Source organism: Citrobacter sp. Awk 4 (assembly GCF_028069725.1).
Taxonomy (GTDB): Bacteria; Pseudomonadota; Gammaproteobacteria; order Enterobacterales; family Enterobacteriaceae; genus Citrobacter_D.
The window spans coordinates 97,414-109,742 of record NZ_JANEWG010000006.1; the positions used below are offsets into that span (position 1 = coordinate 97,414).

Genomic DNA, 12,329 nt, shown 5'->3' on the forward strand with positions numbered 1-12,329 from the left:
AATTAGTTACACGTTGGTGAACACCCAAACGTTTAAAAGTTGAGGCTCACACGACAAAGTCCGGCAAACCTACCCCTTCGAATAGCCTATGCCAGCACATAGAAAGTTTTGGGAAAAAAACCTTCTCGTAACGTGGGGTCGCAAGATTATAGAGAAGTCACGGTCAAAGATCGACCCCTAAATGTGATTTGAACAGGGTTTTTCGATGACCAGGGCCAGGCGCCAGTCCCTTTCCCTCGGGGGAAAGGGATGTAAGTATTAAGGCATATGCGGGCGCTTCAGGTACTCCTCGCTCTGCATCTCCTGTAAACGCGACAAACAGCGCTGGAATTCAAACTTCAGGCGCTCCCCCTGATAGATGTCATATAAAGGCACGGCGGCACTGACTATCAGTTTGACGTGGCGCTCATAAAACTCATCCACCAGAGCAATAAAGCGACGCGCTTCACTCTCCATCAACGGCGTCATCACGGGAACATCAAACAACAACACCGTATGGAAAAGACGCGACAACGCAATGTAGTCATGCTGGCTGCGGGCATCCACGCACAGCGTCGCGAACGAGACCGCCAGCGTTTGGTTTTCCACGCCCAGAGTTGCGAGCGGGCGATGGTTCACTTCCAGCGTCGGCGCATGCTCACGCTTTGTCCCCGAAAGCGCCAGCCAAAGCGCATCCATCTGTTGCTGCGTGTCATCGTTGAGCGGGGCAAGCCACAAATGTGCCTGAGTCAGCGTACGCAGGCGATAATCGACCCCGGCGTCCACATTCATGATGTCGCAGTGTTGTTTTATTGCGTCGATGGCCGGAAGAAAACGCGCACGTTGCAGGCCGTTACGGTACAAATCGTCCGGCGGAATGTTGGATGTCGCTACCAGCGTGATACCGCGAGCAAACAGCGCCTTCATTAATCCACCAAGCAGCATCGCATCGGTGATATCCGAGACAAAAAATTCATCGAAACAGAGCACATCCGTCTCTGCTTTAAAACGATCGGCAATTATCTCCAGCGGATCGCTTTTCCCCTGTAGGGCGGTCAGTTCTTCGTGTACGCGCAGCATAAAACGGTGGAAATGTAGCCGCTGTTTACGTTCGCCCGGCAGACTGTGATAAAACAGATCCATCAGCCAGGTTTTCCCGCGTCCTACGCCGCCCCACATATACAGACCGCGCACCGGTAAACGTGCTGCTGGCTCACGTTTTCCCAACAATTTGCCAAAACGGGCCATCAGTCCGCTGGCCTGTGGCTCAGGGGACACGCTGCTCGTCAGTTCCTGGTAAATGGTTTCCAGCCGGTTAACCGCTTCTTTTTGTACGTCGTCGGGTTGATGGCTTCCCTCGTTGAGGGCCTGGAGGTAACGCGATGTCGGGGAAAAGCTTTGCATGATGTTATTGTTATTCCTTGAGAATCGATGTGCCGTCGTTCACGGTTGACGAAAAAAAGGCCGTTCTACACTACGCGATATAAAGTCGGGATTCCACTTCTACGGGATTAGCGGTTATAGTGGCATAATCAGGCGCAGGCATGGAGCCTAAAGCCAACACCCTACGGAAACAAAAGACAACGGGAGATGTTCATGACCTGGGAATATGCGCTAATTGGGTTAGTCGTCGGTATCATCATTGGTGCCGTAGCCGTGCGTTTTGGTAATCGTAAATTACGTCAACAGCAGGCATTGCAGTACGAACTGGAAAAGAACAAAGCTGAGCTGGAAGAGTATCGTGAAGAGCTGGTCAGCCACTTTGCCCGCAGCGCTGAGCTGCTGGATACCATGGCGCATGATTATCGCCAGCTGTATCAACACATGGCAAAAAGCTCCAGCAGCCTGCTGCCGGAACTGTCTGCGGAATCTAACCCGTTCCGTAATCGCCTGGCGGAGTCTGAAGCCGGTAACGATCAGGCGCCGGTGCAGATGCCACGTGATTATTCCGAAGGCGCGTCAGGCCTGCTGCGTGCGGGCGCCAAACGCGGTTAACCACGCAACGTAAATAATTTTATTGGGCGCAGTCATTGCGCCCTCTCTTCTCTCCTGTCCCAGCTATTATTTAGTCAGCAGTCTCATTGTTGCCAGGTCGAAAATTCAATAACATCAAACTGTTTTGAATCGTCTTTCCTTTCACTCAAGGTACGAGAGCAGGATCCATGAAAAAACAAACCCAGTTGTTGAGTGCATTAGCGTTAAGTATCGGTTTAACGCTCTCAGCGCCGTTTCAGGCCCTCGCGTCAATTCCGGCACAAATTCCTGGTCAGGCAGCGCTGCCAAGCCTCGCCCCAATGCTGGAAAAGGTACTGCCTGCCGTGGTTAGCGTAAAAGTCGAAGGAACGGCAACACAGGGGCAAAAAGTCCCGGAAGAGTTCAAAAAGTTTTTTGGCGATGAGTTGCCTGAACAACCGTCGCAGCCTTTCGAGGGTTTAGGGTCTGGGGTCATCATTGATGCCGCGAAAGGGTATGTCCTGACCAATAATCACGTTATCAGTCAGGCGCAGAAGATCAGTGTCCAGTTAAATGACGGGCGCGAATTCGATGCCAAACTGATCGGCAGTGACGATCAAAGTGATATCGCTCTGCTGCAAATTCAGAAAGCCAGTAATCTGACGCAAATTGCCATCGCCGACTCCGACAAGTTGCGCGTAGGGGACTTTGCCGTCGCCGTAGGTAATCCATTTGGGCTGGGGCAAACGGCGACCTCCGGTATTGTGTCTGCGCTGGGGCGTAGCGGACTGAATCTGGAAGGGCTGGAGAACTTTATTCAGACTGACGCATCCATTAACCGCGGTAACTCCGGCGGGGCCCTGCTCAACCTGAACGGCGAACTGATCGGTATTAACACCGCCATCCTCGCCCCTGGCGGCGGCAGTATCGGAATTGGGTTTGCTATCCCGAGCAACATGGCACGCACACTGGCGCAGCAGCTGATCCAGTTCGGGGAAATCAAGCGGGGTTTGCTGGGTATCAAAGGCATGGAAATGAGTGCCGATATCGCCAAAGCGTTCAAACTTGACGTACAGCGCGGCGCATTTGTCAGTGAAGTGCTGCCAAACTCGGGCTCCGCAAAAGCGGGGGTGAAGTCCGGAGATGTCATCACCAGCCTTAACGGCAAGCCGCTCAACAGTTTTGCAGAGTTACGCTCGCGTATTGCAACCACGGAGCCTGGCACCACCGTGAAACTGGGTCTGTTGCGTGACGGTAAACCCCTGGAGGTCGACGTTACCCTCGACTCCAACACATCATCATCCGCCAATGCTGAGATGATCGCCCCTGCACTGCAAGGCGCTACGTTAAGCGATGGTCAATTGAAAGACGGCAGCAAAGGCATCAAGATTGATAATGTGGAAAAAAGCAGCCCAGCCGCTCAGGCGGGTTTACATAAAGATGACGTTATTGTCAGTGTAAACCGCGATCGCGTGAACTCTATTGCCGAAATGCGCAAGGTTCTGGAGACAAAACCGTCCATCATCGCCCTGCAAATCGTTCGCGGTAATGAGAGCATTTATTTGCTCTTACGTTAAGTCCGTCGTGAACCGGGCATCAGCCTCGCGTGTGATGTCCGGTAAACTCGTGGTATGCTGCTGCCGTTCCCTTTTTTTAATGACGCCTCCATCATGCTTGTGAAGCTCTTACGTTCAGTCGCGATTGGTTTAATTGTCGGCGCCATTTTGTTGGCTGCTATGCCGTCGCTGCGCAAAATAAATACCCTTACGGCTCCGCAATTTGACAGTACCGATGAGACGCCCGCCAGTTACAACTCGGCGGTTCGCCGTGCGGCGCCTGCCGTCGTTAACGTCTATAACCGCAGTATGAACAGTACGGCGCATAATCAGCTTGAAATCCGCACGCTAGGCTCCGGTGTGATCATGGATCAGCGCGGTTATATCATCACGAACAAGCATGTCATTAACGACGCCGATCAGATAATCGTAGCCTTGCAGGATGGACGCGTATTTGAGGCGCTGCTGGTAGGGTCCGATTCGCTGACCGATCTGGCCGTGTTAAAAATTAATGCCGCCGGTGGACTCCCGACGATTCCGATAAACTCGCACCGTACGCCGCATATCGGCGACGTCGTTCTGGCTATCGGCAACCCATATAACCTCGGACAAACCATCACCCAGGGGATCATCAGCGCAACCGGGCGTATTGGTCTGAACCCTTCCGGGCGCCAGAATTTTCTACAAACGGACGCCTCCATCAACCACGGCAACTCCGGTGGTGCGCTGATCAACTCGTTGGGTGAGTTGATGGGCATTAACACCTTATCCTTTGATAAAAGTAACGACGGCGAAACGCCGGAAGGCATTGGCTTCGCCATTCCGTTCCAGCTGGCGACAAAAATTATGGATAAACTTATCCGTGATGGTCGCGTGATCCGTGGCTACATCGGTATTGGCGGTCGCGAAATCGCGCCAATGCATGCCCAGGGCGGTGGGATGGACCAAATTCAGGGAATCGTCGTCAACGAGGTCTCACCGAATGGTCCGGCGGCTCAGGCTGGCATTCAGGTCAATGATTTGATCATTTCGGTGAACAATAAGCCTGCTGTTTCCGCACTGGAAACCATGGATCAGGTGGCTGAAATTCGCCCTGGCTCCGTGATCTCCGTGGTCGTTATGCGGGATGACAAACAATTGACACTGCAGGTCACCATTCAGGAATATCCAGCAACGAACTGAGTATTTCCCGAAGCCAGAGACAAAAAAACCGGAGTCGCAATGCTCCGGTTTTTTTTCACTGATGGCTGTTCGCTTACTTATTAACGAACTCTTCGCCCAGAGTGATATCTTTCTTCAGCGTATCCAGCATGCCTTCCATCGCATTCTGCTCAAAGGCACTCAGTTTGCCGATAGACTGACGCTCTTCCACACCATTTTTGCCCAGCAGCAGTGGCTGTGAGAAGAAACGAGCATACTGACCGTCACCTTCAACGTAAGCACATTCCACAACGCCTTTTTCGCCTTGCAGCGCACGAACCAGAGACAGGCCAAAACGTGCAGCAGCCTGACCCATAGACAGGGTTGCAGATCCGCCACCGGCTTTTGCTTCAACCACTTCAGTACCCGCGTTCTGGATACGTTTGGTCAGGGCTGCGACTTCTTCCTCGGTGAAGCTAACGCCAGGGATTTGCGACAGCAGTGGCAGAATAGTCACGCCAGAGTGTCCACCAATCACCGGTACTTCAACTTCAGTCGGCAGCTTGCCTTTCAGTTCCGCAACAAAGGTGTTGGAGCGGATGATATCCAGCGTGGTCACGCCAAACAGTTTGTTCTTGTCATAAACACCGGCTTTCTTCAGGACTTCTGCAGCGATAGCGACGGTGGTGTTCACCGGGTTGGTGATAATACCTACGCACGCTTTCGGGCAGGTTTTCGCAATCTGCTGGACCAGGTTTTTCACAATACCGGCGTTAACGTTAAACAGGTCGGAACGATCCATACCCGGTTTACGCGCCACGCCCGCAGAGATCAGAACCACATCCGCACCTTCCAGTGCCGGGGTTGCGTCTTCGCCACAGAAACCTTTGATCTTCACAGCAGTTGGGATATGGCTCAAGTCAGTGGCCACACCTGGGGTCACTGGAGCGATGTCGTACAGGGAGAGTTCTGAACCTGAAGGCAGTTGATTTTTTAACAGTAATGCTAGCGCCTGACCGATACCGCCCGCTGCGCCGAGGACTGCAACTTTCATCCTAAACTCCTTATTATATTGATAAGCTAAGTGTTTATTGCTCCGCGGCGGCGACCTTAATTCACAAAATAAATGATTACAATCCCCACGTGTCAAGAATGCGGAGTCACGCGAATTTGGATTTTATGCATTTAATTTACGTAATTGAATGCCACTGCAGCAGTAGAGCAACTGTTCTACAGGTGCGGACAATATACCCTACTCCCCCTCCAAAACAACATCAATTTGATAACATTTAATTTACTTTTAACCTTATTTGCGAGCCGTGACACAGGCATGTTTCTTGATAACGAAATTTGATAAAATTCCGCTCTTTCATAACATTATTTCAGCCTCAAACAAGGCAGACTGTTTGCATAAAAATTCATCTGTATGCACAATAATGTTGTTTCTACCGCCATATTACGGGTGACTTATGCGAAGCTCGGCAAAACAAGAAGAATTAGTAAAGGCGTTTAAAGCGCTACTTAAAGAAGAAAAATTCAGCTCACAGGGTGAAATCGTCCTCGCGTTGCAGGATCAGGGCTTTGATAACATCAATCAGTCCAAAGTCTCTCGCATGCTGACAAAGTTCGGTGCCGTGCGGACCCGCAACGCAAAAATGGAGATGGTGTACTGTCTCCCGGCAGAGTTGGGAGTCCCCACGACATCCAGCCCGCTAAAAAACCTGGTGTTAGATATCGATTTCAACGATGCCGTTGTGGTGATCCATACAAGCCCTGGTGCTGCGCAACTGATCGCACGCCTGCTGGATTCACTGGGCAAAGCGGAAGGTATCCTCGGGACAATTGCGGGCGATGACACCATTTTCACCACTCCTGCTAATGGCTTCTCGGTGAAAGATCTGTACGAAGCGATTCTCGAACTGTTCGAACAAGAGCTGTAACCCCTCCCTCCCCGCCGCCACACCCGGCGGGGAAAATCCTGCTTTCTTCCCTGTTTTACGCGCATTTCCACTGCTTTTCATTTAACAAATAGTGCGTTTAATTGCCGAAACACATTCGCACGGCCAATGATAAATCCAAAAATCGCACATTTTGTTAAATTTCATATCTTTATGAATTTATTAGATTTAAATCAAAAGTATTGCCATCAGCAGCATTTTTAATTCCATAGCATTATAAAAACTTAATTTCTTAACACTTAATTACCACCTAAATAATTAGCAGGGTATTAATTGATCGCGTGATTAGTGTATACTTGATTTTGTGATGAGGGTCACGAAACAAAAGACCCCAATAAAAGAATTCGACGAGGTAAATATCATGAAAATCAAAACAACGGTTGCAACGTTAAGTATTCTCTCTGTTCTCTCATTCGGTGCATTCGCCGCTGATTCCATCAATGCCCAGCAGGCGCAAAACCGCGAAGCTATCGGTTCCGTTTCCGTCAGCGCGATCGGCTCTTCGCCGATGGACATGCGTGAAATGCTGAACAAAAAAGCGGAACAACAAGGCGCCTCTGCGTATCAGATTACCGAAGCACGTAGCGGTAGCCACTGGCACGCCACGGCTGAACTGTACAAATAAGTTTCGCTTGTTATCGCTAATGCAAAATTAACTCGCGGGAATATCGCATAAGAACGCCCTGTAAACCGCAGAGTTAACCGTATTGAGGAATGTATAAAATGAACACTAAATATCTTATCGCTTCACTCGGCCTGGCTTCTGTTCTCTCTTTCGGCGCAAACGCCGCCGTACACCAGGTCAATGCGCAAGAAGCACAAAATCTGCAATCCATGGGCAGTATCTCTGTTTCTCAGATTGGTAGCTCCCCGATGGATATGCGTCAGGAACTCGCCGCTAAAGCGGAGAAAGCAGGCGCCAGCAGCTATCGCGTGGTTGAACTGAAAGAAGGGTCACAGTGGCACGCCACGGCAGAACTCTATAAATAAACCCTCGTCGTCTAGTCCGACGACTTGCCCCCGCCTGTCGGGGGCTTTTTTATGCCTGACGCTTAGACCCGAACGTTAAAACGTAACTGTCCTTCCAGCTCTTCTTCTGCTTCATCAAACAGCAAAATCAGCGCCCCATAACGTCGGCGCTGCTTTTCAGGGAGATGAACAAACTCAATTTCCAGCGGTAACGGCAACACTTCACCTGTCACTATCTCCCACAGAGAATCCAGATCGCTGATCTGTTCTCTGGCAATACCAAACATCCGCGCAAACTCACGGTAAAAGTCACTCTGGTTTTCTATCTCATCAAAATCAAAGGTATAGATATTCATTGCCCGCCACCACCTCCGGTAAGCGCTTTCGCAGCCCACCAAACTACCTACCACGACAATTCCCGCACATCAGTTAAGTATAGCCATAAAAAAACCGACGCTTTTGGCGTCGGCTTTTTCGTGTTTAGTTATCCGTCAGGGCATGCTGGTATTTATGCAACATGCCAGACAGCCGTTTTACCGGCTCCGTAACCTGCGGTGGCGCTTCCCATATACGCAGTTTTTCCTGATAGATGTCGAGTTCCTCAAGAAGTTGTCCGAAGTATCGCCGGCGCTTGTCGTCGCTACTGGCGGAAATCACGCGATCGGCGGTACGCCGAAGCTGGCGGTGGAAAATAGAGAGATCATCATTCACCGGAACCGGCGCGTCACGCAGACGTTGATGCGCAATGATCATCGTCAGCGCCAGACGGAACTTGGGTAAGTCGCCCGGGAATTTGTTCATCAGCAAAAACAGCTGCTGATAGAGCGCCGGTAGATGGTTTTGCTTACGCCGTGCCACATTGGTGGTCATGGCTGAGACAGCCGCCGAAACAAACTGATTGAGTAGCACGCGGCCCGTCCTGTCACGGGAGTTATCCCGTACCAGTAAGATCACGATAAACGCCAGCATACAGCCGACAATCTGCCCCAACGCGCTGTCCAGAAACTGGCTAAAATGGAAGGTCATGGGGTTGTCGAGCACGATGATGTTAATGGTACTCGCCAGTGCCCCCATAGAACCCAAACGACGCTTCTGCACTTCAATGCCCAGAAAGAATCCCAGCACCGCCAGACTCAGACAGAGCAGTAACATACTTTGTTGTGTGTTAGGGATAATCACCAGGAAATAGAGTAGCCCCAACGGCAGCGCCGCCAGTGTCCCGTAGATAAAGTCGATCGCAACCATGCGCGGATTTGGCAATCGCATCGCCAGTGAGGTCACGACGGCAATCATCACCATCGCACCGCTACCAGAGGTCCATCCCGTCCACAGCCAGAACAACGTCCCCAGCACGCATGACAAGGTGGTTCGCCAGAAGTTGACCATGGCATGGTGACGCTCGGCAGACTCCACCTTCACCACGGGTTCACCCTGTAAAATCTCTTCTTCAGTGGCACTGATTTTCGTATTACCCACCACGCCGCGTTTTAATAACAGATACCGCGTTGCTGCCCCAGCCCAGGTGTACAGGGTGACTGGCGTTTCCCGCTCACCCGTCCAGGCGATCACGCGGCGCATACGCTTGAGCTGCCGGTGAACATCCTGCGCCGTTTCAACGGGGGTTTCAAACAACTCACGGAAGGTATCAGTAATCAGCTCCGGACGCGTATTTTGGATCATGTAGGTTTCGCAGGATTGCGTGATCAGCGTCAGGGAGAGCGTATTGATCGCCTTCAGACGTCGGTTAGCACGCACCCAGCGCGAGGACTCCATGTTCAGATTGCTGCGCATGCCATCCAGTGCCGCAGTACGGCGCACAAGCGCGCTCCAGGCACGGTCCACTTCTTCACTGTCACCGTGTTTAATACACAGTTGCATCAGTTGATACTGCGCGATGAGCAGGTTATCCACTTCAAGATCAACCTCTTGCTTCACCGAGCGTGGAGAGAAAATCAGATCCGCGACGATAGCGCAGACGATGCCAATCACAATCTCGCTACAGCGCTCAAGGGCAAACTGCGGCGTCAATAGCGGTTCCGTTTGAATGGTGATGACGATAATGAGTGCGGTATACCCAGAAAGCCCCCACGCGTAGGAGTTTTCAATACGTACCAGAGAAGAGATCCAGGTGCAAAATCCTGCCCAGATACAGCACACCAGAATCATCAGCAATGGTGCGCGAATCATGGTGATGATGATCGCCAGCGCAGCGATACACCCGATAAAGGTCCCAATGATGCGCAACATACCGCGATAGCGGATGGCGCCGGAATAGGGTTCACCTCCGGCAGCAAATGCTGGCCCCGCCGCAACAAGCGCCGCAGTCAGTACCGCCCAGCGCGGCGTTTCAAGCTGAAAGTGAAAACCAACAAACAGCGCCAGCACAATCGCGCACGCCAGCTTTATCGCAAAGCGAACGTGTTGGCTGGCGATGGTGAAGATCCCCATCATGATTAACCAAACTCGCGCAGACGATGCGCTAATTTGCGAAAGAAGGAATCCTGGCTTGCATCACGATCCTGCTGACCGGTGATCACGACAGTCGCCGTTGTACCTGCTGGCCATAGGTTGTTCTGCTGATCATCAAGACGGATCCGCACCGGAACACGCTGCGCCAGTCGCACCCATTCGAGGTTGGAATCGATGGTCGCCATCCCTTTCGCATCGCGGGTACTGCTGGCGTTCGTGACCCCCGCCGCCACGCTGTCCACACTCCCTTTTAACACCCGATTACTGCCCAGCGGCGTGATTTCCGCACGATAGCCCGGATGAACTCCCTCCAGCTTGGTTTCCTCCATATATGCCAATACATAGAAAGAGTGCTGTTTTACCAGAGCAACCGCCGTGGAACCCCGGGTAATAAACTCACCGGTATAGACGTTCAGGTTGGTTATCCACCCGTCTGCCGGCGCGCGAATCACGGTACGTTCGAGATCTAATTTTGCCAGGTCACGGGTCGCCTTCGCTCTCGCGAGCTGATGTAATACGGTTTGCAGAACGTTGTTCGCCTGATCGATCTCTTCACGAGACATCGCCTGAACACCAAGACGATTACGTCGGCCTGCCTCCTGGCGTTTTTCCTGCGACAGCACCTGGTAATACGCTACATCGGCTTCGGCCTCTTCAAGCGCCTTTATATAGCGTGGCCGATCGATGGTGAACAGCACCTGATCCTTTTTCACCAGTTGGTTATCGTGAACATTGACATTGGTGATAAGTCCCGCCACATCCGGCGCAATGGCCACAACATCTGCGCTGAAACGCGCATCACGCGTCCAGGGTGACTCGGTGTAATAGACCCAGGCGCGAAAAATGGCGATGAACGCCAGGATGACCAGTATCAGCGTAATGGCCGTGCGGGAGATTTTTCTTGTTAGTGTTTTCACTTCAGCCTCAAACAAACATGCGCGATATCAGATAAAAAAGGCAGCAATAGAGCGCGGTATTAAACAGCGCCGGATGCCATACAAAATCATAGATACCTGTCGGTACCAGCACCCGGCGCACCAGCCAGAAAATCGCCAGTGATAAAAGAAGTTCGAAAAATATCGGTGGGAAGGACAGCCCAAACACCACGATAACGGGAAACAGACTCATGTTGACCTTGATTGTAGAGAGAGTGCAGGCGATAGAATTATCAGCCAGTGTCACCGCAGAGAAGGGCAAGGAAAGCCAGGCGAGAGCGACACTGCTGTTATTTGAATAATAATATATTAGCGTAACTGTTATGCTGTTATCTATATTATGTGATCTAAATCACTTTTAAGCCAGAGTGAATAATGGAACGATTAAAACGTATGTCGGTGTTTGCCAAAGTGGTTGAATTTGGTTCCTTTACCGCCGCAGCCAGACAGCTACAAATGAGCGTCTCTTCCATTAGCCAGACCGTGGCAAAATTGGAAGATGAACTGCAGGTGAAGCTGCTGAACCGCAGTACTCGTAGCATTGGCCTTACCGAAGCCGGTAAAATTTACTACCAGGGCTGCCGCCGAATGTTGCATGAAGTGCAGGATGTCCATGAGCAACTTTACGCGTTTAACAACACCCCTATCGGTACGTTGCGCATCGGCTGTTCTTCAACCATGGCGCAAAATGTCCTTGCCGGACTGACTGCCAGGATGCTGAAGGAATACCCCGGGCTCACGGTGAACCTGGTGACAGGTATTCCAGCTCCTGACCTGATCGCCGACGGTCTGGACGTCGTGATTCGGGTCGGTGCGTTGCAAGACTCGAGCCTGTTTTCTCGCCGTCTGGGAGCCATGCCGATGGTGGTATGTGCCGCAAAAAGTTATCTCGCACAGTTTGGCGTACCGGAGAAGCCCGCCGATCTTAGCAACCACTCCTGGCTGGAATACAGCGTACGACCGGATAACGAATTTGAGCTGATCGCCCCGGAAGGGATCTCTACCCGGCTAATTCCTCAGGGAAGATTCGTCACTAACGATCCTATGACGCTCAGCCGCTGGCTGACGGCAGGTGCCGGGATCGCCTACGTGCCGCTGATGTGGGTGATCAACGAGATCAATCGGGGAGAGCTTGAGATCTTACTGCCCCGCTATCAGTCGGATCCCCGTCCGGTCTACGCGTTGTACACCGAAAAAGACAAATTGCCCTTAAAAGTGCAGGTGGTGATCAACTATCTGACAGAATACTTTGTCGACGTGGCGAAGCTGTTTCAGGGAATGTACGGCAGAGGAAAGGAAACGTAATAAAAGGCCCGATGACGCTACGCATATCGGGCCTGGAGCAAGAATCAAATTCCCAGGCCGGAAAC

The 12,329-nt window shown here is 51.6% G+C and carries 13 protein-coding genes; 7 read left to right on the top strand and 6 right to left on the bottom strand.

Annotated elements, in window-relative coordinates:
- Positions 1–258: 258 nt before the first annotated feature.
- On the bottom strand, positions 259–1,383 hold the full coding sequence (gene zapE, locus NNO04_RS03975) for a cell division protein ZapE (protein WP_271443578.1): 1,125 nt from the start codon (positions 1,381–1,383) through the stop codon (positions 259–261).
- A gap of 192 nt (positions 1,384–1,575) precedes the next feature.
- Between zapE and zapG the strand changes: the two genes are divergently transcribed.
- The 3 genes from zapG to degS all read left to right on the top strand — a co-directional run bounded on the left by zapG (position 1,576) and on the right by degS (position 4,670).
- Positions 1,576–1,974, top strand: coding sequence for a Z-ring associated protein ZapG (gene zapG, locus NNO04_RS03980; protein ID WP_271443579.1), 399 nt, complete (start codon positions 1,576–1,578; stop codon positions 1,972–1,974).
- A 167-nt stretch (positions 1,975–2,141) separates the two neighbouring features.
- Positions 2,142–3,509 carry a serine endoprotease DegQ gene (degQ, locus tag NNO04_RS03985; RefSeq protein WP_271443580.1) on the top strand — a complete coding sequence of 456 codons (1,368 nt, stop codon included), beginning with the start codon at positions 2,142–2,144 and terminating at the stop codon, positions 3,507–3,509.
- A gap of 93 nt (positions 3,510–3,602) precedes the next feature.
- Positions 3,603–4,670, top strand: coding sequence for an outer membrane-stress sensor serine endopeptidase DegS (gene degS / locus NNO04_RS03990; protein WP_271443581.1), 1,068 nt, complete (start codon positions 3,603–3,605; stop codon positions 4,668–4,670).
- Positions 4,671–4,743: 73 nt separating this feature from the next.
- Here degS and mdh read toward each other — a convergent pair whose 3' ends face one another.
- The gene (mdh, locus tag NNO04_RS03995) at positions 4,744–5,682 is read right to left on the bottom strand and encodes a malate dehydrogenase (protein ID WP_162379320.1); all 939 of its coding nucleotides are present in this window, start codon (positions 5,680–5,682) and stop codon (positions 4,744–4,746) included.
- A 415-nt stretch (positions 5,683–6,097) separates the two neighbouring features.
- Here mdh and argR point away from each other — a divergent pair, with 415 nt between their 5' ends.
- From argR to yhcN-B, 3 genes are all read left to right on the top strand, one after another.
- Entirely contained in the window at positions 6,098–6,568 is a 471-nt protein-coding gene (gene argR, locus NNO04_RS04000) for a transcriptional regulator ArgR (RefSeq protein ID WP_162379319.1), read from the top strand.
- Between the two features lie 379 nt (positions 6,569–6,947).
- A complete protein-coding gene (yhcN, locus tag NNO04_RS04005) occupies positions 6,948–7,211 on the top strand; it encodes a peroxide/acid stress response protein YhcN (RefSeq protein WP_271443582.1) in 264 nt (87 codons plus the stop codon).
- Positions 7,212–7,309: 98 nt separating this feature from the next.
- The gene (gene yhcN-B, locus NNO04_RS04010; protein WP_162379317.1) at positions 7,310–7,576 is read left to right on the top strand and encodes a DUF1471 family stress response protein YhcN-B; all 267 of its coding nucleotides are present in this window, start codon (positions 7,310–7,312) and stop codon (positions 7,574–7,576) included.
- 62 nt (positions 7,577–7,638) lie between these two features.
- Here the strand turns inward: yhcN-B and NNO04_RS04015 are convergent, their stop codons facing one another.
- From NNO04_RS04015 to aaeX, 4 genes are all read right to left on the bottom strand, one after another.
- Positions 7,639–7,911: a barstar family protein gene (locus tag NNO04_RS04015; protein ID WP_271443583.1), complete on the bottom strand. Its 273-nt coding sequence runs from the start codon at positions 7,909–7,911 to the stop codon at positions 7,639–7,641.
- Between the two features lie 124 nt (positions 7,912–8,035).
- On the bottom strand, positions 8,036–10,003 hold the full coding sequence (gene aaeB / locus NNO04_RS04020) for a p-hydroxybenzoic acid efflux pump subunit AaeB (protein ID WP_271443604.1): 1,968 nt from the start codon (positions 10,001–10,003) through the stop codon (positions 8,036–8,038).
- 5 nt (positions 10,004–10,008) lie between these two features.
- Positions 10,009–10,941 (bottom strand): p-hydroxybenzoic acid efflux pump subunit AaeA, encoded by a 933-nt coding sequence (gene aaeA / locus NNO04_RS04025; protein ID WP_271443584.1) that lies wholly within the window; start codon positions 10,939–10,941, stop codon positions 10,009–10,011.
- Positions 10,942–10,948: 7 nt separating this feature from the next.
- Entirely contained in the window at positions 10,949–11,152 is a 204-nt protein-coding gene (gene aaeX, locus NNO04_RS04030; RefSeq protein WP_162379314.1) for a p-hydroxybenzoic acid efflux pump operon protein AaeX, read from the bottom strand.
- Positions 11,153–11,334: 182 nt separating this feature from the next.
- On the opposite strand from aaeX, the gene aaeR reads away from it, so the two are divergent.
- Positions 11,335–12,264 carry an HTH-type transcriptional activator AaeR gene (gene aaeR / locus NNO04_RS04035; RefSeq protein ID WP_271443585.1) on the top strand — a complete coding sequence of 310 codons (930 nt, stop codon included), beginning with the start codon at positions 11,335–11,337 and terminating at the stop codon, positions 12,262–12,264.
- Positions 12,265–12,329 lie beyond the last annotated feature (65 nt).